The organism is Pseudonocardia sp. TRM90224 (assembly GCF_021245725.1).
In the GTDB taxonomy this organism is placed as follows: domain Bacteria; phylum Actinomycetota; class Actinomycetes; order Mycobacteriales; family Pseudonocardiaceae; genus Pseudonocardia.
On the sequence record NZ_JAJGSX010000003.1, the window covers coordinates 550800 to 571649 of the forward strand.

20 protein-coding genes are annotated in these 20850 nt (G+C 72.5%); 12 read left to right on the forward strand and 8 right to left on the reverse strand.

Features of this window, described 5'->3' with window-relative positions:
* Window positions 1-50 precede the first annotated feature (50 nt).
* Complete coding sequence (locus tag LL648_RS06715) at window positions 51-392, forward strand: winged helix-turn-helix transcriptional regulator (protein ID WP_232661856.1); 342 nt, start codon at window positions 51-53, stop codon at window positions 390-392.
* A 71-nt stretch (window positions 393-463) separates the two neighbouring features.
* Here the strand turns inward: LL648_RS06715 and LL648_RS06720 are convergent, their stop codons facing one another.
* Window positions 464-2413: an acyl-CoA dehydrogenase family protein gene (locus tag LL648_RS06720; protein WP_232661529.1), complete on the reverse strand. Its 1950-nt coding sequence runs from the start codon at window positions 2411-2413 to the stop codon at window positions 464-466.
* Complete coding sequence (locus LL648_RS06725) at window positions 2410-3051, reverse strand: TetR family transcriptional regulator (protein WP_232661530.1); 642 nt, start codon at window positions 3049-3051, stop codon at window positions 2410-2412. Before LL648_RS06725 ends, LL648_RS06720 begins: the two co-directional genes overlap by 4 nt.
* A 56-nt stretch (window positions 3052-3107) precedes the next feature.
* Between LL648_RS06725 and LL648_RS06730 the strand changes: the two genes are divergently transcribed.
* From LL648_RS06730 to LL648_RS45045, 5 genes are read left to right on the forward strand one after another with little or no spacing between them, the layout of a single operon-like run.
* Window positions 3108-4394, forward strand: a complete 1287-nt coding sequence (locus LL648_RS06730; RefSeq protein WP_232661531.1) for an acetyl-CoA C-acetyltransferase — start codon at window positions 3108-3110, stop codon at window positions 4392-4394.
* On the forward strand, window positions 4391-5701 hold the full coding sequence (locus tag LL648_RS06735) for a 3-oxoacyl-ACP reductase (protein WP_232661532.1): 1311 nt from the start codon (window positions 4391-4393) through the stop codon (window positions 5699-5701). Before LL648_RS06730 ends, LL648_RS06735 begins: the two co-directional genes overlap by 4 nt.
* Window positions 5701-6516, forward strand: coding sequence for a MaoC family dehydratase (locus LL648_RS06740; RefSeq protein WP_232661533.1), 816 nt, complete (start codon window positions 5701-5703; stop codon window positions 6514-6516). The genes LL648_RS06735 and LL648_RS06740 overlap by 1 nt, the downstream gene beginning before the upstream one ends.
* A gap of 37 nt (window positions 6517-6553) precedes the next feature.
* Window positions 6554-8161 (forward strand): adenylate/guanylate cyclase domain-containing protein, encoded by a 1608-nt coding sequence (locus LL648_RS06745; RefSeq protein WP_232661534.1) that lies wholly within the window; start codon window positions 6554-6556, stop codon window positions 8159-8161.
* Window positions 8158-9051, forward strand: a complete 894-nt coding sequence (locus tag LL648_RS45045; RefSeq protein WP_232661535.1) for a DMT family transporter — start codon at window positions 8158-8160, stop codon at window positions 9049-9051. Before LL648_RS06745 ends, LL648_RS45045 begins: the two co-directional genes overlap by 4 nt.
* A 6-nt stretch (window positions 9052-9057) precedes the next feature.
* Here the strand turns inward: LL648_RS45045 and LL648_RS45050 are convergent, their stop codons facing one another.
* From LL648_RS45050 to LL648_RS06775, 4 genes are all read right to left on the reverse strand, one after another.
* Window positions 9058-10572 (reverse strand): 5-oxoprolinase/urea amidolyase family protein, encoded by a 1515-nt coding sequence (locus LL648_RS45050; protein ID WP_308190253.1) that lies wholly within the window; start codon window positions 10570-10572, stop codon window positions 9058-9060.
* Window positions 10569-11327 carry a LamB/YcsF family protein gene (locus LL648_RS06765; RefSeq protein ID WP_232661536.1) on the reverse strand — a complete coding sequence of 253 codons (759 nt, stop codon included), beginning with the start codon at window positions 11325-11327 and terminating at the stop codon, window positions 10569-10571. The genes LL648_RS45050 and LL648_RS06765 overlap by 4 nt, the downstream gene beginning before the upstream one ends.
* Before the next feature lie 273 nt (window positions 11328-11600).
* A complete protein-coding gene (locus LL648_RS06770; protein ID WP_232661537.1) occupies window positions 11601-12176 on the reverse strand; it encodes an SACE_7040 family transcriptional regulator in 576 nt (191 codons plus the stop codon).
* A gap of 49 nt (window positions 12177-12225) precedes the next feature.
* Window positions 12226-12699, reverse strand: a complete 474-nt coding sequence (locus tag LL648_RS06775; protein WP_232661538.1) for a DUF1203 domain-containing protein — start codon at window positions 12697-12699, stop codon at window positions 12226-12228.
* Between the two features lie 104 nt (window positions 12700-12803).
* Here LL648_RS06775 and LL648_RS06780 point away from each other — a divergent pair, with 104 nt between their 5' ends.
* From LL648_RS06780 to LL648_RS06800, 5 genes are read left to right on the forward strand one after another with little or no spacing between them, the layout of a single operon-like run.
* Window positions 12804-14369, forward strand: coding sequence for a carboxyl transferase domain-containing protein (locus LL648_RS06780; protein ID WP_232661539.1), 1566 nt, complete (start codon window positions 12804-12806; stop codon window positions 14367-14369).
* Between the two features lie 5 nt (window positions 14370-14374).
* Window positions 14375-16357 carry an acetyl-CoA carboxylase biotin carboxylase subunit gene (locus LL648_RS06785; RefSeq protein ID WP_232661540.1) on the forward strand — a complete coding sequence of 661 codons (1983 nt, stop codon included), beginning with the start codon at window positions 14375-14377 and terminating at the stop codon, window positions 16355-16357.
* Window positions 16354-17508, forward strand: a complete 1155-nt coding sequence (locus LL648_RS06790; RefSeq protein ID WP_232661541.1) for an acyl-CoA dehydrogenase family protein — start codon at window positions 16354-16356, stop codon at window positions 17506-17508. Before LL648_RS06785 ends, LL648_RS06790 begins: the two co-directional genes overlap by 4 nt.
* Before the next feature lie 52 nt (window positions 17509-17560).
* Window positions 17561-17950, forward strand: a complete 390-nt coding sequence (locus LL648_RS06795; RefSeq protein WP_232661542.1) for a hypothetical protein — start codon at window positions 17561-17563, stop codon at window positions 17948-17950.
* Window positions 17951-17999: 49 nt separating this feature from the next.
* Complete coding sequence (locus LL648_RS06800) at window positions 18000-18407, forward strand: NUDIX hydrolase (RefSeq protein WP_374111993.1); 408 nt, start codon at window positions 18000-18002, stop codon at window positions 18405-18407.
* A gap of 47 nt (window positions 18408-18454) precedes the next feature.
* Here the strand turns inward: LL648_RS06800 and LL648_RS06805 are convergent, their stop codons facing one another.
* A complete protein-coding gene (locus tag LL648_RS06805) occupies window positions 18455-18628 on the reverse strand; it encodes a hypothetical protein (protein ID WP_232661544.1) in 174 nt (57 codons plus the stop codon).
* Window positions 18629-18671: 43 nt separating this feature from the next.
* A complete protein-coding gene (gene surE / locus LL648_RS06810) occupies window positions 18672-19448 on the reverse strand; it encodes a 5'/3'-nucleotidase SurE (protein WP_232661545.1) in 777 nt (258 codons plus the stop codon).
* A gap of 82 nt (window positions 19449-19530) precedes the next feature.
* Here surE and LL648_RS45055 point away from each other — a divergent pair, with 82 nt between their 5' ends.
* On the forward strand, window positions 19531-20844 hold the full coding sequence (locus tag LL648_RS45055) for an alpha/beta hydrolase (RefSeq protein ID WP_232661546.1): 1314 nt from the start codon (window positions 19531-19533) through the stop codon (window positions 20842-20844).
* Window positions 20845-20850 lie beyond the last annotated feature (6 nt).

Below are 20850 nucleotides of genomic sequence, written 5' to 3' on the forward strand. Positions count from 1 at the left end.
AAGTGCCGGAGGCGAACGTGAGCTTGCAGCTACTGGGCAATGGCGATGCCATGCGGGGTGACGTGTTCGACAGTCAGTGCCCGGCGCGGACCGTGCTCGACCACGTCACCAGCAAGTGGGCGGTGCTCGTGCTGGCCGCGCTGCGGCAGGGCCCGCTGCGGTTCAGCGCGCTGCGCAGGACCATCGGCGGGGTGAGCGAGAAGATGCTCGCGCAGACCCTCCGCACGCTCGAGACCGACGGCTTCGTCGCCCGCGAGGTAGTCCCCACCACGCCTCCGCAGGTGAGCTACAGCCTGACGGAACTCGGCACGGGCGTCGCGAGCCACGTGACGGGCCTGCTCGACTGGATCGACACCCGCCTCCCCGACGTCCTCGCCGCCCGCAGCGCATAACTTCCCCACCGTTTTGCCAACTTGCACGGCCTTGGGGGTCTGTAGGTTGGCAAAACGGTGGGGAAGTTCGGTCAGCCGACGGCGGCGATCTCCGCGGGCTCGCCGGCGCCGGGCGCAGGGTTGGTGTTCGGGTCGGCGGCGTTGCGCTCGCCGTCGAGCAGCGGGCAGTCGACCCACGGTTCCGGGATCCCGAAGCCGTCGACGAGCGTGCGCGCGTGCGGGCGCAGCTCGCCGCACAGCCGGTTGATCGTGCTGGTGACGGCCTTGGTGCGGGCGGCCGTCAGGTACCCGTGCTCGACGAACCACGCCCGGTCGGCCTCGATCGTCGCCAGCGTGTGCAGCTCCAGCACCCGCTCCAGCAGCGCGCGGACGTCCCGGTCGGTGGTGCGCTCGACGGCCTCGGTGAACGCGTCGACGACGATCCGGTCGACGTGCGCCCGCGCGGTCTCCAGCAGGTGGTCCTGCGCCGCGTTGAAGATCCCGAACTGGTCGGCACCCTTGCGAAGCGCGGGTCGCAGCCGCCGCGCCAGCCCCGCGAGCAGGTGCTCCTCACGCTCGGCGAGCAGCCAGCGCTGGTAGCCGCGGTCGCGGAGGTTGCCGCGGCGCAGCAGCAGCCGTGCGCCGCTGCGTTCCGCGATCACCTCGCCGACGAACCCGACCGCGAACCTCGCCTTGCCGGCCGTGTCGAGCGCACCGACCGACCGTCCGTACTCCGAGAGCAACGTCTTCGCGACGAGCTGCAGGAGCACTGTGTTGTCGCCCTCGAACGTCGTGAAGACGTCTGTGTCGGCCTTGAGCTGCGGCAACAGGTTCTCGGCCAGGTAGCCGGCGCCGCCGCAGGCCTCCCGGCACGCCTGGATGGTCGCGGTGGCGTGCCACGTCCCGACGGCCTTGATCCCGGCGGCGCGCGTCTCCAGCTCGCGCTGCTCGCTCTCGCTGCGCACGGTGCCCGGGCCGAAGCCCTGCAGCCGGTCCATCCGCGCCAGCAGGTCGTTCTGCGCGAAGTGCAGCGCGTACGTCGTGGCGAGCGCGGGCAGCAGCTTGCGCTGGTGGGCGAGGTAGTCGAGCACGACGACCTCCTCGCCGCTGACCGGGTCGGCGAACTGGCGCCGCACGTTGCCGTAGCGGATCGCGATCGTGAGCGCCTTCTGCGTGGCGCTGCCGGCGCCGCCCGCGACGCTGATCCGGCCCCGCACGAGCGTGCCGAGCATGGTGAAGAAGCGGCGCGTCTCGTTGTCGATCGGGCTGCTGTACGTGCCGTCGGGGTCGACGTCGCCGTACCGGTTGAGCAGCGCCTCCCTCGGCACCCGCACCTCGTGGAACACGAGCCGCCCGTTGTCGACGCCGTTCAGGCCGGCCTTCCGGCCGCAGTCGGAGATCGTGACGCCCGGCATCGCTGCGCCGTCGTCGTCGCGGATCGGGACGAGGAACGCGTGCACGCCCTGCGTCTCGCCCTTCGTGACGAGCTGCGCGAACACCGCGGCCATCCGCGCGTCGCGGGCGGCACCGCCGATGTAGTCCTTGCGCGCCCCGAGGTCCGGCGTCGTGATCACGAACTCCCGCGTGGCCTCGTCGTAGGTCGCGGTCGTGCGCAGGTGCTGCACGTCGGACCCGTGGCCGGTCTCCGTCATCGCGAAGCAGCCCTGCAGCGCGCCGGACATCGTGTCGCGCAGGTACCGCTCGTGGTGGCGCTCGGTGCCGAGCGCCTGCAGTGCGCCTCCGAAGAGGCCCCACTGCACACCGGCCTTGACCAGCAGCGACAGGTCGCCGTACGCCAGCATCTGGAACGCGGCGACCACACCGCCGACGTCACCCGCCCCGCCGTACGCGGGGTCGAAGGCCTCGTGCGGCCGCCCGGTGGCGGCGAGCTTCACCATCGCGTCGGCGACGAGCGCGCGGTGCTCCTCGGTGCTCAGGTCGGGGTCGGGCAGCAGCTTGAGCTCGCCCATCTGCTCCCGGACGTCGTCGCGGACGGCGGCCCAGCGGCCGTCGACGGTCGTGCGCAGGTGGTGCGTGTTCACGAGTCCTCCTCCTGCTCGGCAGCCAGCGCGCCGGCCAGCCCGCCCCAAGCGAGATCGGTGAGGTGGGCAGCCAGTTCCTCGCGGTTCATCCCGCCAGGTCGCGCGAGCCAGTTGTCGGCAGCGGCGCGGACCATCCCGACGACGCCGTGACCCCACGGCACGGCGGCGTCCGTGTCCCGTCCGCTCTCCCGCAGCTGTGCGCTGATCACCGCAGCGGCCTGCTCGCCGATGAGCGAGACGAGATCACCTACAGGATCGGCCTCGATCGCCCTTTCGGCGAGCGGGCGGTGTACCACGAACCGGTACACCTCGGGATCGTGCTCGATGAGCCGCAGGTACGCCTCGATGCCCGCGGCAGCCTTCTCCCGCGGCTCGTCGGCTTGTTCCATCGCCGCCCGCACCTGCCCGATCAGCACCTCGGCGACCCGCGCGCACACGGCGACGTACAGCTCGGTGCGGTCGGTGAAGTGCCGGTAGACGACGGTTTTGCTGGTGCCGGCCTGCGCCGCCACGTCGTCCATGCCCGCGCCGGCGCCGTGGCTGCGGATCGCGAGGATCGCGGCGTCCACCAGCTCGGCTCGGCGGGTGCGCCGGTGGGCGTCCCAGCGGCTGGCTCGTCGGTCACGGGTCACATTCACGAAACTCAGAGTACCGTGTACTTTGGGTATCGGCTACCGACGGGTAAGGGGTTCCCATGCCGAACGTCCGCAAGGCCGCCGTGATCGGCGGCAACCGCATCCCGTTCGCCCGGGCGAACGGCGCCTACGCCACAGCGTCCAACCTCGACATGCTCACGGCCACGCTGGACGGGCTGGCGGCCCGTTTCGGGCTCGCGGGCGCGACGCTCGGCGAGGTCGTCGGCGGTGCCGTGCTCAAGCACTCGCGCGATCGTGACCTCACCAGGGAGGCCGTGCTCGGCAGCACACTCTCCCCGCGGACCCCGGCCTACGACCTGCAGCAGGCGTGCGGCACCGGCCTGCAGACGGCGGTGGCGGTCGCCAACAAGATCGCTCTCGGGCAGATCGAGAGCGGCATCGCGGCCGGCGTCGACACCGCGAGCGACGCGCCCGTCGCGCTGAACGACGGCCTGCGCAGGGTGCTGATGGAGCTCAACGGCGCCAAGACCCCGCTGGCCCGGCTCAAGGCACTGCGCGGCCTGCGCCCCGGCCAGATCGTCCCCGAGATCCCGCGCAACGCAGAGCCGCGCACCGGCCTCTCGATGGGCGAGCACGCCGCGATCACCGCGCAGGAGTGGCAGGTCGGCCGCGAGGAGCAGGACGAGCTGGCCGCGGCGAGCCACCGCAACCTGGCCGCCGCCTACGACCGCGGGTTCTTCGACGACCTCGTCACCCCGTACCTCGGGTTGACCCGCGATGCGAACCTGCGGCCCGACTCGTCGGCGGAGAAGCTCGCGAAGCTGAAGCCGGTGTTCGGCAAGGACCTCGAACACCCGACGATGACGGCCGGCAACTCGACCCCGCTGACCGACGGCGCGTCGGCGGTGCTGCTGGGCTCCGACGAGTGGGCCGCCCAGAATCGGCTGCCGGTGCTCGCGCACGTCGTCGACGCGCAGACCGCGGCCGTCGACCACGTGCACGGCCGCGACGGCCTCCTGACCGCGCCCGTCTACGCCGTGCCCGTGCTGCTGGAACGCAACGGGCTCACGCTGCAGGACTTCGACTTCTACGAGATCCACGAGGCCTTCGCGTCGACCGTGCTGGCCACGCTCAAGGCGTGGGAGGACCCGGCGTTCACGAAGGAGCGATTGGGCCTCGACGCCCCGCTCGGCGCGATCGACCGCTCCCGGCTCAACGTTGTCGGCTCCTCGCTCGCCACCGGTCACCCGTTCGCGGCAACGGGCGGGCGGATCGTCGCGACGCTCGCGAAGCTGTTGCACGAGAACAAGGGCGGCCGCGGCCTGATCTCGATCTGCGCAGCGGGCGGCCAGGGCGTCACGATGATCTTGGAGGCGGCTGCATGACCACCGACCGGCTCGCGGGCTTCTCGCACACGCCGATCGCCAGGCTGGTCGGCGTGCCGGCGATCCCGGTGCTCCGGCGGCACACCCCGGGAGCGCCGCTGCTCGACGGGCCCGCGCTCGTCGGGGCCGTCGGTGCCGGCACGTTCGCCAAGCAGGCGCGGGCGCTGCTCGGGGAGGCCGGGATCGTCGAGGCGGGCAACGACGGGAAGGTCGCCGCTGTCGTGCTCGACGCGGCCGGGGCGAGCACCGTCGACGACCTCTCGACAGTGCAGGCCTTCCTGACGCCCGCGGTGCGCAGGCTCGCGCCCTCCGGTCGGCTGGTGGTCATCGGGCCGCTCGTGGGTGGCGACCCGGAGGCCGCCGCCGTCGCGCAGGCGCTGGAAGGGATCGTGCGGTCGGCCGGCAAGGAGGTGCGGGCGGGGGCCACGGCGAACCTGCTGGTCGTCGAGCCGGACGCGAACATCGAGTCGGCGCTCGGGTTCTTCCTCTCCGGTCGTTCGGCGTACGTGTCGGGGCAGGTCGTGCGGGTCGGGGCGAGCGTCTCGGGTGCGCCGCCGGCTGATCCGGAGCGGCCGCTCACGGGCCGGCTGGCCGTCGTGACGGGCGCCGCGCGCGGGATCGGCGCCGCCATCGCCGCGACGCTGGCGCGCGACGGCGCGGGCATCGTCGCGGTCGACGTCCCGGCGGCCGGCGCGGCGCTCTCCGAGGTCGCGAACCGGGCCGGCGGCACGGCGCTGCAGCTCGACATCACCGCCCCCGACGCCGCGGAGCGGCTGCTCGCGCACGTGCGGGAGCGGCACGGCCGGCTCGACGTCATGGTCCACAACGCCGGCATCACCCGCGACAAGCTGCTCGCCAACATGGACGCAGACCGCTGGAACGCCGTGCTCGCGGTCAACCTCCGCGCCCAGCTCGCGATCAACGAGGCGCTGCTGGGCTCCGACGTGCTCGGCGAGACCGGTCGGATCGTCTGCGTGGCGTCCACCAGCGGGATCGCCGGCAACCGCGGCCAGACGAACTACGCGGCCAGCAAGGCGGGCGTGATCGGGATGGTCCGCGCCACCGCGCCGCGGATCGCCGATCGCGGCGCGACGATCAACGCGGTCGCGCCGGGCTTCATCGAGACCGAGATGACGGCGAAGATGCCGCTCGGCACCCGCGAGGCCGGTCGCCGGATCAACAGCCTCCGCCAGGGCGGGCTGCCGGTCGACGTCGCGGAGACGGTCGGCTGGCTCGGCAGCTCCGCGAGCGGCGGGGTGACGGGGCAGGTCGTCCGGGTGTGCGGGCAGAGCCTGCTGGGGGCCTGATGTCGCTCGCCGGGCTGTACGTGAAGGCGGCGGTCGGTGCGGTCGGGCCGCGCTCGCGCGAGCTGCCGTCCACCGAGCTCATGCGGTCCGTCCCCGTCGATCGGGCCCACCTCGCGGCGTACGCACGGGTGTGCGGCTTCGCCGTCGGCGACGTGCTGCCGCTGACGTACCCGCACGTGCTGGCGTTCCCGCTGCAGGTGGAGCTGATGGCGAGCCGGGCGTTCCCGCTGCCGCTCCCCGGGCTCGTGCACGTCCGCAACACGATCACCGCACGGCGCCGGATCGACGCCGCGGAGGAGCTGGACGTGCGCGTGCACGCTGAGCGGCTGCGCGCGCACCCGAAAGGTGCGCAGGTCGACCTGGTCGCCGAGATCGCCGCGGGTGGCGAGCCGGTGTGGCACGGGCGGAGCACCTACCTGGCCCGGGGCGCGAGCGCGCCGGACAGCGACAAGTTCGAGCCGCCGCTGCCGTCCGGTATCGAGGACGGCCCGGCCGTGGCGACCTGGCTGGTCGACGCCGGCACCGGACGGCGCTACGCGGCCGTGAGCGGCGACGTGAACCCGATCCACCTGCACCCGCTGACAGCGAAGGCGTTCGGCTTCCCGCGCGCCATCGCGCACGGCATGTGGACGGCCGCGCACGCGCTGGCCGCGCTGCAGGGCCGGACGGCCGACGCCGCCACGTACGACGTCGCCTTCGCAAAACCGCTGCTGCTGCCCTCGATCGTCGAGCTGCGGACGCGGCCTGTCGGCGACGGATGGCACCTCGACGTCCGCTCGCGCAAGGCGCAGCACCTCACCGCCACCCTTTCCTGACGTGAGTCCCGTCGCCCGAACGGCCTAAACTCCGCATATGGCCCGGTCGAAGCGAGCGCGGGCGCGGCGTTGGGTGATCGACGTCCGCGTCCGGATCGCGCTCGGGATCGTCGTGATCATGGGGAACGTCGGCGGGTCGGCCGTCGTGTTCGCGCTGGCGTCCTGGGTGCTGCCGGAAGGCCCGCTGGCCGACCCCGCGGGCGTGCGGCTGCTCAACATGGCGCTCTTCGCGGGCTACCTCGCGCTCGCGGTGCCCATCGGGGTGTTCTGGGGTGGTCGCCGCTTCCGGCTGTGGAACGGCTCCGACGAGGAGGCTCAGCGACGCCGCGAACGCCGGCTCGTCCTGTACGGGCCCCTGCGGCTCGTCACCGTGCAAGGCGTGCTGTGGACGGGCGCCGCCGCGCTCTTCGGCGTCGTGAACGGCTACTTCAACCTGCGGCTCGGCGTGCGCGTCGGCGAGACGATCCTGCTCGGCGGGATCACGACCTGCGCGCTGTGCTACCTGCTCAGCGAGCGGATCCTGCGTCGTACCGCGGCGCGCGTGCTCAAGGACGAGGTGCCGCGCCGGCGGTTCCTGCCCGGGATCGTGATGCGGTCGATCCTGTTCTGGTTGCTCGGCACGGCCGTCCCGGTGGTCGGGCTGCTGCTCTCCGGGGTGGCCGCGCTGGTGTTCGGCGACGTGTCCATGCCACAGCTCGCCGTGATCGTGCTGGCCGTCGGGGGCACGTCGATGGTGACCGGCGTGCTCGTGACCGTCGGCGCGGCACGGGCGGTCGCCGACCCCGTCAACGCCGTCCGCCGCGCGATGGCGAAGGTCGAGAAGGGCGAGCTGGACACCGAGGTCGCCGTGTACGACGGCACCGAGCTGGGGCAGCTGCAGGCCGGTTTCAACACGATGGTCGCGGGCCTGCGCGAGCGCGAACGCCTCCGCGACCTGTTCGGCCGGCACGTCGGACGCGACGTCGCGAAGGCGGCCGCGGCCACCGACGAGGTCCGCCTCGGCGGTGAGCAGCGACAGGTCGCCGTCCTGTTCGTCGACATGGTCGGCTCGACCGCGCTGGCCGCGCACCGGCCGCCCGACGAGGTGGTCGCGCTGCTCAACCGCTTCTTCGCGGTGGTCGTCGAGGTCGTCGAGGAGCACGACGGCTGGATCAACAAGTTCGAGGGCGACGCCGCGCTCGCGGTGTTCGGCGCGCCCGTCACGATCGACGACCCCGCGGGCTGCGCGCTCGCCGCCGCCCGGTGCCTCGCCGAGCGGCTCCCGGAGGAGCTGCCCGACTTCGACGTGGGCATCGGGGTCTCGGCCGGTGACGCCGTCGCCGGCAACGTCGGTGACGTCCGCCGCTACGAGTACACCGTGATCGGCGACCCGGTGAACGAGGCCGCGCGCCTCACCGAGCTCGCCAAGGGCGTCCCGGGCCGGGTGCTGGCGGCCGCGGCTGCGGTCGAGCTGGCCGGCCCCGGCGAGGCCGCGCAGTGGGCGCTGGGCGACGCGATGGTGCTCAGGGGGCGCCCGGTGCCGACGCGGATGGCGAAGCCCGTCACACCACCGGCGTCCCACGAGCGGAATGGGCAGGATCTCGATGCTGGACGTCCGAAAACCGCGCGAGAACCGGTGAGGCGGGCGGATAGCGTCCCATCGTGACACTTGCACCAACCCGTACCAGCGCCGTCGAGCGGTGGGGAGCGGTCGCCGCCGTCGTCTTCACCGTGCTCGCGTGGGCATCCGCTTTCGTCGCCATCAGGGCCGTCGGCGAGTCGTACTCCGCAGGCGCGCTGGCGCTCGGCCGGCTCGTCATCGGCGCGCTCGCGCTCGGCGCCGGGCTGCTCGTCAGCCGCCGCGGCTGGGTCCGCCCGACCGGGCGTGAGTGGGGCCTCATCGTGCTCTGCGGCCTCGCGTGGTTCGGCGTCTACAACGTGGCGCTCAACCAGGCCGAGCGGCTCGTCGACGCCGGAACTGCCGCGATGCTCGTGAACGTCGGCCCGATCCTGATCGCGCTGTTCGCCGGGCTGCTGCTCGGCGAGGGCTTCCCGCGGTGGCTGGTGATCGGTGCGCTGATCGCGTTCAGCGGGGCGGTGCTGGTCGGCGCCGCGACCGCCAACACCGACACGGCCGACGTGCTCGGCGTGGTGCTCTGCCTGGTCGCGGCCGTCACGTACGCGATCGGCGTGCTCGCGCAGAAGCCCGTGCTGCGCCGGCTGCCCGGCCTGCAGGTCACGTTCCTGGCGTGCGCGATCGGCGCCGTGGCCGCGCTGCCGTTCACACCCGCGCTGGTGGTCGATGCCGCGGCGGCCTCGACGGGCGCGACGCTGGGGCTGGTCTACCTCGGGCTGGTGCCGACCGCGCTGGCGTTCAGCACGTGGGCGTACGCCCTGTCCAGGATGGACGCCGGGCGGCTCGGCGTCGCGACCTACCTCGCTCCACCGCTGACGGTCGTGATGTCCGCCTTGGTGCTCGGCGAGTTCCCCACCGTGCTCGCGCTGGTGGGTGGCGCGATCTGCCTCGTCGGGGTCGGGTTGTCGCGGAAGAAGTGATCCGGGTCAACGCACCAGCTTGAAGCGGACCCGCTGGCCGGGGCGCAGCTGAGCCGCCTTGTCGATGTCGGCGTCGAGCACGACCGCGACGACCGGGTAGCCGCCGGTCACGGGGTGGTCGGCCATGAACAGCACCGGCTCGCCGCCCGGCGGCACCTGCACGGCACCGGTCACCATGCCCTCGCTCGCGATCTCGGCGCTGTCGCGCCTGCGCAGCGGCTCGCCTTCGAGCCGGACGCCGACCCGGTCGCTCCGGCTCGACACGGTCCACTCCGTGCGGGCCAGCGCCTCGGGAACGTCCACCCAGTCGGCGCGCGGGCCGAGCCGCGCGCGCAGCGTCACGGTCCCGCCGGCTGGCAGCGCGACCGGTGCGACGTCGATCAGCGGCAGCTCCGTGGGCTCCCCGCCGACCGGCAGGACGTCGCCTTCTTCGAGCACCGCGGGGCCGACGCGGGAGAGGACGTCCGTGCTGCGCGACCCGAGCACTGCCGGGACGTCGATGCCGCCGCGCACCGCGAGGTAGGTGCGCAGCCCCACCGGCGGCTGGCCGAGCCGCAGCACCTGCCCCGCCTTCAGCTCGACGAGCGCGTGGTGTCCGACCGGCGTGCCGTCGACGTCGGCGCCCGCCGGCGCACCCGCCGTGGCGACCGTCAGCCGCCGACCGGCCCGGACGGCGAGCCCGCCGAACACGACCTCGATGCCCGCGGCGTCCTCGGGGTTGGCGACGAGCCGGTTGGCGAGCTTCAGTGCCGCCCGGTCGGCCGCGCCGGACCGGCCGACCCCGGAAGCGGCGTGCCCGGGCCGTCCGAGGTCCTGCACGACGGCCTGCACTCCCGTAGAAAGGACCTCCAGCCCCCGCCTCATGGAACCTCGTGGCTGTTGAACAGGCTCTTTCGGCAGCGTCGAGGTTCCATGAGGCGCCTGGACGAAACGCACCCGCGCGCCCGGTTGCAGCAGCGCGGGCGGGTCGCGGGTCTCGTCCCAGAGCACGGCGTCGGTGCGCCCGATCAGCTGCCAGCCGCCCGGCGACGCGCGCGGGTAGACGGCGCTGTACCCGCCGGCCAGCCCGACCGACCCGGGCGGGACGCTGGTCCGCGGGTCGTCGCGGCGGGCGACGTCGAGCCGTTCGTCGCCGTCGTCGAGGTAGGCGAACCCCGGCGCGAACCCGACGAACCCGACCCGCCACGGGGTGCCCGTGTGCGCGTCGACCACACCGTCCGCGCCGAGCCCCGTGAGCTCGCCGACCTCGTCCAGGTCGGGCCCGTCGTAGACGACCTCGATCTCCACGGTCTCGCCGTCGGGGGCGTCGCCCGCCGTGAACTCCAGCCCGCCGACCGAGCGGCCCAACGCGTCGAGGTCGGCGCCGGGCTCGACGACGAGCAGCACGGTCTGCGCAGCGGGTACGACGTCGAGCACGCCGTCGAGGTCGGCCGCGCGGATCGCCGCGCTGAGCCCGTGCACCTCGGCCAACCCGTCGACCTCGATGAGCAACCCCGTGTCGCCGCACGGGAGCAGCTTCACGCGAACGCCCTCAGCTCGACGCCCTGCGCTTCCAGTCCTGAGCGCACTGCCGTAGCCATCGCGACGGCGCCGGGCGAGTCGCCGTGGACGCACGCCGACTCGGCGGCGACCCGGATCTCCGAACCGTCCACTGCCGTGATCGTGCCTTCGGCGACCATGCGCAACACGCGTGCGGTCACCTCGTCGGGGTCGTGCAGCAGCGCGCCGGGCTGCCGGCGGGAGACGAGCGTCGCGTCCGGCGTGTAGCCGCGGTCGACGAAGAACTCCGGCACTGCCCGCAGCCCGGCCGCCTCCGCGAGCCGCAGCAGCTCCGAGCCCGGCAGGCCGAGCACCGGGAGAGCGGGGTCGTAGGCGCGCACCGCCGTCACGACGGCCTCGGCCTGCTCGGTGTGGTGGACGGTCGCGTTGTACAGGGCACCGTGCGGCTTGACGTACCGGACCGAGGCCCCGGCGACGCGGCACATCGCTTCGAGCGCGCCGATCTGGTAGATCACGTCGTCGATCAGGGCACGGGGCTCGATGTCGATGAACCGCCTGCCGAACCCGGCGAGATCCCGGTAGCCGACCTGCGCGCCGACCACCACCCCGCGCTCCTTCGCCGTCGCGCAGGCCGAGCGCAACGTCGAAGGATCGCCGGCGTGGAAGCCGCAGGCGACGTTGGCGGACGTCACGAGCCCGAGCATCGCCTCGTCGTCGCCGAGCACCCAGTTCCCGAAGGACTCCCCGAGATCGGAGTTCAGGTCGATGCGCACCACCGGAGCGTAGTGCGACAGCGAACTTCCCCACCGTTTTGCCAACCTGCACGCCTGTTCCGGTGTGCAAGTAGGCAAAACGGTGGGGAGGTTTCGGGGATCATGGCCACCACAGGCGGGATCGTCACGATCTGCGGCTCGATGACGTTCTTCGACCAGATGCTCCAGCTCACCCAGGGTTGGGGAGGGCAGGAAAGCCACTTTCCTGCCCTGTGAGGGCCGGAAAGTGGCTTTGCTGCCCTTGCGTGCGGAACGCACGCGTCGCCATGCCGGACGTCAGGTGAGGCCCGTGAGCGCCGCCAGCGCCATGCGGCTGAGGAGGCGGGCGGTCTGCGGCGTCCGGTCGGTGTGGGGGGTGGAGTTGAGCAGCCCGAACGCCCCGTGCGCCGCGGTGCGGGCGGCGTCGGTGGTGAGGCCGGGGTTGGCGCGCTGCAGCGTGTCGACCCAGATCTCGACGTAGGTGCGCTGCAGGCGGCGCACCTTGCGGCGTTCGGTGGTGGGCAGGTTGGCGAGGTCGCGGTCCTGCACGACGATCAGCTCCGGCTCGCGCAGCGCGAAGTCGACCTGGAACTCGACGAGCGCGACGAGCACCTCGTGCGGGTCGGTCGAGGCGGCGGCGCGTTCCTGCCCGCCGGCGAGCAGGTGCTCGCTGATCCCGACGAGCATCTCGGCGAGCAGCGCCTCCTTGCCGGGGAAGTGCCGGTAGAGGGCCGGGCCGCTGACGCCGACGGCGGCGCCCAGGTCGGCGATGCTCACCCCGTGGAAGCCGTGCTTCGCGAAGAGCTGCGCCGCGACGGCGAGTATCTGGTCGCGCCGGCTGGCTCCGGATCGCACCTCGGGAGACACAGCCATCCGGGTAGCGTACCCCGAGGTTAGCGATCGTTAACGAGGCGGAAACGGCTCACCGTGCGCGCGAGACCTCGAACATGTAGCAGCCGTATTCGATGTTGCGGCTGTGCAGTTGCGCGACGGTCGGGTCGGCGAGTATCCGGGAGATGACGGGCTCGGGGTCGGTGCCGTCGTGCGCTGTCGTCGCGGGGTGGATCCAGCCGCGCTCGTCGTAGGCGCGCAGCACCTGCGGCTTGCCGCGCCAGTCCGCCGGGTAGGTGTGGCTGCTCGCGGGTCCCGCGCACCGCGCGCTGTGCGCGAACACCGCGCCGACCTCTCGGAAGGGGCTGGTGGGGATGGGCGGCTCGAAGCCGAACAGGATCAGCTCCTCGCCGCCTTCGGCGTTGCGCAGGCAGCACCGGAGGGGTTCGCCGCCCCCTGCGACGACATGCGCGACGGCGTTGCCCGAGGCATCCAGTCCGGTTGTGCGGACCTCGTCGAGCACATCGGCCGGGAGCTCGTTCACTGCGAAGGCGATGGTGTCCATGTGGTTGATCGTCGGCGATTCCGCTCGCCTCGACTGGCGGTTTTCGGACGTGGCAGCGCATGTCACACTGGCGCCCGATGTTAATGAACGTTAACATCGGGCGCATGGTCGCTACCTCGCTGGAGGCCGCAGAGACGCACGAGACCGCGCACCGCGCGCTGGTCGACGACCTGCGCGCGCAGCTCGCCACCGCCCGCCTCGGTGGCAGCGAACGCGCGCGGGCCCGCCACGTCGAGCGCGGGAAGCTGCTGCCGCGCGACCGGGTGGACGCGCTGGTCGATCCGTCGTCGCCGTTCCTCGAGCTCTCCCCGCTGGCCGCGCACGGCATGTACGGCGGCGACGCCCCCGGCGCCGGGATGATCACCGGGGTCGGCCGGGTCGCCGGCCGCGAGTGCGTCATCGTCGCGAACGACGCCACCGTCAAGGGCGGCACGTACTACCCGATGACGGTGAAGAAGCACCTGCGTGCGCAGGAGGTGGCGCTGCACAACCGCCTGCCCTGCATCTACCTCGTCGACTCCGGCGGCGCGTACCTCCCGGAGCAGGACAACGTCTTCCCCGACCGCGAGCACTTCGGCCGGATCTTCTACAACCAGGCCACCATGTCGGGGCAGCGCATCCCGCAGATCGCCGCGGTGCTCGGCTCCTGCACGGCGGGCGGCGCGTACGTCCCGGCGATGAGCGACGAGGCGGTGATCGTCCGCAACCAGGGGACGATCTTCCTCGGCGGCCCGCCGCTGGTGAAGGCCGCGACCGGCGAGGTCGTCACCGCCGAGGAGCTGGGCGGTGGCGAGCTGCACTCCAGGATCTCCGGCGTCACCGACCACCTGGCCGACGACGACGCGCACGCGCTGCGGATCGTCCGCTCCATCGTCGGGACGCTCGGGCAGCGCGCGCCGCGCCCCTGGGACGCCGTGCCGACCGAGGAGCCCCTGGCCGATCCCGGCGAGCTCTACTCGGTGGTCCCCACCGATTCCCGCACCCCCTACGACGTGCGCGAGGTCATCAGCCGGATCGTCGACGGCTCCCGGTTCCACGAGTTCAAGTCGGAGTACGGCACCACGCTGGTCACCGGCTTCGCGCGGCTGCACGGCCACCCGGTCGGGATCGTCGCGAACAACGGGATCCTGTTCTCCGAGTCGGCGCTGAAGGGCGCGCACTTCATCGAGCTGTGCGACCAGCGCGGCATCCCGCTCGTGTTCCTGCAGAACATCTCCGGGTTCATGGTCGGCCGCGAGTACGAGGCCGGCGGCATCGCCAAGAACGGCGCCAAGATGGTGACGGCGGTGGCCTCCACGCGCGTGCCGAAGTTCACCGTCGTCATCGGCGGCTCGTTCGGCGCCGGCAACTACTCGATGTGCGGGCGGGCGTACTCGCCGCGGTTCCTGTTCATGTGGCCCAACGCGCGCATCTCCGTGATGGGCGGCGAGCAGGCGGCGATGGTGCTCAACACCGTCCGCAGCCCGAACGACCCGGAGCCGGAGGAGGCCTTCATGGCCCGCATCCGCGCCCAGTACGAGGAGCAGGGCCATCCCTACTACTCGACGGCCCGGCTGTGGGACGACGGCGTGATCGACCCGAAGGACACCAGAACGGTGCTCGGCCTGGCCTTCAGCGCCGCCGCCAATGCTCCGCTGGCCGATCCGGCCTTCGGCGTCTTCCGGATGTGAGGGACATGTTCGAGTCCGTGCTCGTCGCCAACCGTGGCGAGATCGCCGTCCGCGTCATCAGGACGCTCAAGCGGCTCGGGATCCGTTCGGTGGCGGTCTACTCCGATGCCGACGTCGACGCGCCGCACGTCGCGCTCGCCGACGTGGCCGTGCGGCTCGGTCCCGCGGCGGCGGCGCAGAGCTACCTGTCGATCCCGGCCGTGATCGAGGCCGCCGTCGCCACCGGCGCGCAGGCGATCCACCCCGGCTACGGCTTCCTCAGCGAGAACACCGCCTTCGCCGCCGCGTGCGTCGACGCCGGGATCGTCTTCGTCGGCCCGCCCGCCTCCGCGATCGAGGCGATGGGCGACAAGATCCGTGCCAAGCAGACGGTCGCGAAGGCCGGCGTGCCGGTTGTCCCCGGCTCGGACGGCGCCGGGCTGGACGACAACGCGTTGACGCTCGCGGTCGAGCAGGTCGGCTACCCGGTGCTGCTGAAGCCCAGCGCGGGCGGCGGCGGCAAGGGCATGCGCGAGGTGCACCGGCCGGAGGACCTCGCCGACGCCATCGCGGGCGCCCGCCGCGAGGCGCGCGGCTCGTTCGGCGACGACACGCTGCTGGTCGAGCGGTTGATCACCACGCCGAGGCACATCGAGATCCAGGTGCTGGCCGATGAGCACGGCACCGTGCTGCACCTCGGCGAGCGGGAGTGCTCGCTGCAGCGGCGCCACCAGAAGATCGTCGAGGAGGCACCCTCGCCGCTGCTCACCGGCGAGCAGCGGGCCGCGATGGGCGCCGCCGCCGTCGAGGCCGCGCGGGCCGTCGGCTACACCGGCGCCGGCACGGTCGAGTTCATCGTCGGCGCCGACGCCCCCGACGAGTTCTTCTTCATGGAGATGAACACCCGGTTGCAGGTGGAGCACCCGGTCACCGAGGAGGTCACCGGGCTCGACCTCGTCGAGCTGCAGCTGCGGGTCGCCGCCGGCCAGCCGCTCCCGCTGCACCAGCACGACGTCCGGCTGCACGGCCACGCGATCGAGGTCAGGGTCTACGCCGAGGACCCCGCGGCCGGCTTCCTCCCCACGGGCGGCCGCATCCTCGCCCTGCGTGAGCCGACCGATGTCTCGGTCCGGGTCGACTCCGGGGTCGTCGAGGACGGTGTCGTCGGCTCGGACTACGACCCGATGCTCGCGAAGATCATCGCCCACGGCGCCGATCGCGAGCAGGCCATCCGCAGGCTCGACCGGGCGCTGGGCGAGACCGTGCTGCTCGGGCTCGGCACCAACATCGGCTTCCTGCGTGCGCTGCTCGCCGACCCCGACGTCCGGGCCGGCAGGCTCGACACCGGGCTCGTCGGGCGCCGGGTCGACGCGTGGACCGACGTCGAGCTGCCGCCCGACGTGCTCGCCGCGGCCGCCGTGCACGAGCTGCTCGAGCTGGAGCCGGCCGGCCCCGTCGTCGACCCGTTCGACGTCCCCGGCGGCTGGCGCATCGGCGAGCCGGCGTGGACGAAGTGGCAGATGACGGCCGCCGGGCACGATCCGGTCGAGGTGCGCATCCGCGGTCGCGCGGCCGACGCCGAGGTGGTGATCGGCGACACCCAGCCGCAACGCGTCTCCGGCAGCCGCCGCGACGGCGCGCTGGTCGTCCGGTTCCAGGGCACTGCGCGCAGCTACGCCTGCGCGCAGGAGGGCGAGACGCTCTGGCTGGGCCGCGACGGGCAGGCGTGGGCCGTGCGCGAGCAGGCCCCGCTCGACGCCGTCGCGGCGGCGGCCGCCGGCGCCGGCGGACCGGTGCTCTCGCCGATGCCCGGCACCGTCACCGTCGTCGACGTGACCGAGGGCCAGCAGGTTTCCGCTGGTCAGCGGCTCGTCGTCGTCGAAGCGATGAAGATGGAACACGTTCTCACCGCCCCCGTCGACGGGGTGGTCCGCGAGCTGCGCGCCCGCGCCGGCTCCACCGTGGCGCGCGACGCCGCGTTGCTGATCATCGAAACCGAAGGGGCATGACAGTGGACCTCACGCTGAGCGAGGAGCACGAGGCGCTGCGGGCGACCGTCGAGGAGTTCGCGCACAAGGAGGTCGCGCCGGTCATCGGCGAGTTCTACGAGCGCTGCGAGTTCCCCTACGAGCTGGTCGCGAAGATGGGCGCGATGGGGCTGTTCGGGCTGCCGATCTCCGAGGAGTACGGCGGCATGGGCGGCGACTACTTCGCGCTGTGCCTCGCGCTGGAGGAGCTGGCGCGCGTCGACTCGTCGGTCGCGATCACGCTGGAGGCCGGGGTCTCGCTCGGCGCGATGCCGATCTACCGCTTCGGCACCGACGAGCAGAAGCGCGAGTGGCTGCCGGCGCTCGCCGCAGGTGAGAAGCTCGGCGCGTTCGGGCTCACCGAGCCGGGCGGTGGCTCCGACGCCGGCGCCACCCGCACGACGGCCCGCCGCGAGGGCGACGAGTGGGTGATCAACGGCTCGAAGGCGTTCATCACGAACTCCGGCACCGACATCACGTCGGTCGTCACCGTCACCGCCATCACCGGCGAGCAGCCCGACGGCCGCAAGCAGATCTCGGCGATCATGGTGCCGGCCGGCACCCCCGGCTTCACCGTGTCGCAGAAGTACTCGAAGGTCGGCTGGTCGGCCTCCGACACCCGCGAGCTGTTCTTCGACGACGTCCGCGTGCCCGCCGCGAACCTCGTCGGCGAGCTGGGGCGTGGCTACGCGCAGTTCCTCTCGATCCTCGACGAGGGCCGGGTCGCGATCGCGGCCGTCTCGGTCGGGCTCGCGCAGGGCTGCGTCGACGAGTCGGTCCGCTACGCGCACGAGCGGTCGGCGTTCGGCAACCCGATCGGCTCCTACCAGGCCATCCAGTTCAAGATCGCCGACATGGAGGCGCGGGCCCACACCGCGCGGCTCGCCTACTACGGGGCCGCGGCGAAGATGCTGCGCGGCGAGCCGTTCAAGAAGGAGGCGGCGATAGCGAAGCTGGTCGCCTCGAACGCGGCGATGGACAACGCGCGCGACGCGACGCAGATCTTCGGCGGCTACGGGTTCATGAACGAGTACCCGGTCGCGCGGTTCTACCGCGACGCCAAGATCCTCGAGATCGGCGAGGGCACGAGCGAGGTCCAGAAGATGCTGATCGCCCGGCAGCTCGGCCTCTGAAGTAGCCGTCGGTCGGACGCGGTACGGTCCGCTCCGACCGATGGAGGTGGCCGTGGCCAGCTGGGACGATCTGGTGTCCTTCGTGCGGGTTCGCTACGAGATCATGCGGCAGGCGGAGGGCGAGCTGTGGTTCAACCTGCCCACGTCTGGTGAGCGCACGCAGATCGTCAAGGTCCGGCAGGTGACCGGCGAGGTCGATCACCCGTGGGCGCAGATCACCTCGCCGATCGGGCGGGTCGACCAGGTCGACCTGGCGACGTTGCTCGCGAAGGCCGGCGAGTCGATCGCCGGGGGCGTGGTGGCCGACGACGGGCTCGTGCTCTTCCGCCACTCCATCCCGCTCGGCGACACCGAGCTGGACGGTTTCGAGCGCCCGTTCCGGATGGTCGTCGAGGTGGCCGACCGGTTGGAGCTGGAGCTGACGGGCGCCGACGAGCACTGAGCCGCCGGTCCTCGGGCTGTCAGGACGAGGACGCCCCGAGAGGATGCCAGTGGCACCGCCGTCGAAGTTCTCCGTATCGATCAAAGGTGTGGTCCTGGATTCGCAGCAGCGAGTTCTTCTGTTGAAGAACGAGCGCGACGAGTGGGAGCTCCCGGGTGGGCGTATCGAGATCGGCGAGTCCTCCGAGGAATGTGTCGCCAGGGAGATCGCCGAAGAGACCCGGTGGAAGGTCGCGACCGGGCCTGTTCTTGATACGTGGATGTACTACGTAGACGAAGGCGAGCGCCACGTTTTCATCGTGACGTACGGATGCCATCCGGTTTCGGACATCGATCCGGTGCTCTCCCGTGAGCACAAGGAGATCGGCCTCTTCGCGCGATCCGAGGTGGACGGCCTGCACATGCCGGACGGGTACAAGCGTTCGATCCACGCATGGTTCGAGCGGCAGGAGGTGTGATCGAGCGGGAGTCGTCAGCCGTTCTCGGAAGGGCCCGCCGAGCCGGGTCAGCTGTGCTGCCGGCTGCGTTCGATCGCCTGGTCGAGCACCATCCGCAGGCAGGCCAGCAGCTGGTCGGCCTCTGCTTTCGTCAGCACACCGGTCCGGACGCCCTGGAAGATCTCCCTGGCCATCGTCTCGGCGAAGTCGACCGCCCAGTCCTCCCGATCATCGAGCTGCATCGGGAGAGCTTGCCCGGTAGGTCTGTGATCTCGCCCACCGGGGTCACCGGGTCGCGAGCACTCCTGGGCGCGCAGTCACGGGCTGCAGTTCCGTGATCGTCGGGTGGCCCTCGGCGAGCAGCGCGATGTCCGTGCCTGCCTCGCCGGGCTCCACCTCGATGAACGCGGAGTGCAGCGCGTCGCCCTCGTCGCCGGTGCGCTGGTCGACGCGGATCCGCACCGCGCCGAACGGCGCCAGGGTCGCCTCGCGCAGCGGGCCGATGTCCGCGATCGGCAGGTCGGGCACGTTCAGCGAGAGCACCAGCCCGTCGGGGCCGCTGAGCAGCACGTCGAGCACCTCGGGCAGCACGTGCAGCGCCGCGTCCCAGCCGGGCTGCTCCGGCGGCGGCCACACCGTGTCGAGTGAGACGGCCAGCCCGCGCCATCCGTGCAGCGACGCCGTGAGCGCCGCGCCGACCGTCCCCGAGTGCAGCACCGCGTGACCGACGTTCGAGCCGACGTTGATGCCCGAGAGCACGACGTCGGGCTTCGGGTCGAGCCAGCCGCGCCCTGCGGAGTGCACGATGAAGGCAGGGTGTCCCTCGACGGCGAAGGCCGGGATCCCGTCGAGTCCCGGCAGCTCACGCGCGTGCAGGCGGGTCCGCTCGCCGTCGCGCACGGAGAGCACCGAAGCGCCGACCCCGCTCGCGTCGACGTGCGGCGCCGCGACCACCACGTCGAACCCCGCGTCGCGCGCTCCTCGCGCCAGCGCCCACAGGCCTGGCGAGTCGATTCCGTCGTCGTTGGTGATCAGGGCGCGAAGTCGCCGGGAGGAAGCCACAACCTCACCGTATGCGAGCGACATCGACGTCGGGTGGCTCCGCGATGACGGTCACCGGGTTCCGCTGCGTACTGTTCGCGTTGTGGCAATCGCCTGGTTGCTGGACGCGCCGCTGGTCGCGGGCGTGCTCCCGACGGTCGTCTCCGTGCTCGGGCTGCTCGGCGCGGTCTACCTGGTCCACGGGCGGGGCCGGCGATGGTGGCTGCGCGCGGTGCCGATCAGCGTCGCGGTCGGAGCCGCGGTTGCGGCGCTCGCGCAGCTGGTGATCGTCGTCGCGCGCCCGTTCCCCGATCCGCTGCCCCTGCGGGTGCTCTTCTGGACGGCCGTGGCCGTCGCTGCAGCGTCGTTGTTCGTTGCGGGGCTGGTCGCGGGCGGGAGGCGCGGCCGGGCCCGGCTCGTGCTCGGCGCGGTCGCGTTGCTGCTGGTGGTCTCGACGGTCGGCGTCAAGATCAACGCCTTCTACGGTTACCGCCCGACCCTCGCGGCCGTGCTGGGGGTGCCAGCGGCCGACGAGATCGACCTGGCGTCGCTGCCGACCGCGCCCACCACCGTCGCCCCGCAGCAGGGTGAGCCGCTCTCGGCGAGGTGGCGCCCGCCGCCGGACATGCCGGCCGAAGGGAAGATCACCCACGTCACCATCCCCGGCACGGTCTCCGGCTTCGCCGCCCGCCAGGCGCTGGTGTACCTGCCGCCGGCCTACCTGGGCAGCGTCCGCGCGACCCTGCCCGTGCTCGTGCTGATCCCCGGGCAGCCGGGCGGTCCGCAGGACTGGCTGGTCGCGGGCCAGCTCGCCGACGTCATGAACCGGTTCGCGGCGGCCCACCACGGCCTCGCCCCGGTGGTCGTCGTGCCCGACGCGATGGGCTCGGCGTTCGGCAACCCGCTGTGCATCGACTCCCGCCTCGGCAACTCCGAGACCTACCTCGCGGTCGACGTCCCGGCGTGGACGGCCGCGAACCTGCACGTCGACCAGCGCCACCTCACGATCGGCGGCTTCTCCTTCGGCGGCACGTGCGCGCTGCAGCTCGCCGTGCGCCGGCCCGACGTCTACCCGAGCTTCCTCGACATCTCCGGCCAGTCGGAGCCGACGCTCGGCGACCGCGCGCAGACCGTCGCCGCGGCGTTCGGCGGCGACGAGGAGGCGTTCCGCCGGGTCAACCCGCTCGACGAGATGCAGCGCACGACGTTCCCGAACACCGCCGGGATCATCGCCGTCGGGCTCGACGACACGATGTACCGGCCCGACGCGGAGAAGGTGGCCGCAGCCGCGCGGGCGGCCGGGATGGCGATCACGCTGACCGAGCTGAACGGCGCCCATTCCTGGACCATCGCCTCGCAGGCGCTCAGCGGCGCGCTGCCGTGGATATCGGGCCGCACCGGTCTGCTGCCGCCGTAGGCTGCC

Excerpts from the sequence above, each read along its gene's own strand:
- LL648_RS06715 (WP_232661856.1), top strand. The coding sequence starts at position 51 with ATGCGGGGTGACGTGTTCGACAGTCAGTGCCCGGCGCGGACCGTGCTC.
- LL648_RS06730 (WP_232661531.1), top strand. The coding sequence starts at position 3,108 with ATGCCGAACGTCCGCAAGGCCGCCGTGATCGGCGGCAACCGCATCCCG.
- LL648_RS06735 (WP_232661532.1), top strand. The coding sequence starts at position 4,391 with ATGACCACCGACCGGCTCGCGGGCTTCTCGCACACGCCGATCGCCAGG.
- LL648_RS06740 (WP_232661533.1), top strand. The coding sequence starts at position 5,701 with ATGTCGCTCGCCGGGCTGTACGTGAAGGCGGCGGTCGGTGCGGTCGGG.
- LL648_RS06745 (WP_232661534.1), top strand. The coding sequence starts at position 6,554 with ATGGCCCGGTCGAAGCGAGCGCGGGCGCGGCGTTGGGTGATCGACGTC.
- LL648_RS06770 (WP_232661537.1), bottom strand. The coding sequence starts at position 12,176 with ATGGCTGTGTCTCCCGAGGTGCGATCCGGAGCCAGCCGGCGCGACCAG.
- LL648_RS06775 (WP_232661538.1), bottom strand. The coding sequence starts at position 12,699 with ATGGACACCATCGCCTTCGCAGTGAACGAGCTCCCGGCCGATGTGCTC.
- LL648_RS06780 (WP_232661539.1), top strand. The coding sequence starts at position 12,804 with ATGGTCGCTACCTCGCTGGAGGCCGCAGAGACGCACGAGACCGCGCAC.
- LL648_RS06785 (WP_232661540.1), top strand. The coding sequence starts at position 14,375 with ATGTTCGAGTCCGTGCTCGTCGCCAACCGTGGCGAGATCGCCGTCCGC.
- LL648_RS06790 (WP_232661541.1), top strand. The coding sequence starts at position 16,354 with ATGACAGTGGACCTCACGCTGAGCGAGGAGCACGAGGCGCTGCGGGCG.
- LL648_RS06805 (WP_232661544.1), bottom strand. The coding sequence starts at position 18,628 with ATGCAGCTCGATGATCGGGAGGACTGGGCGGTCGACTTCGCCGAGACG.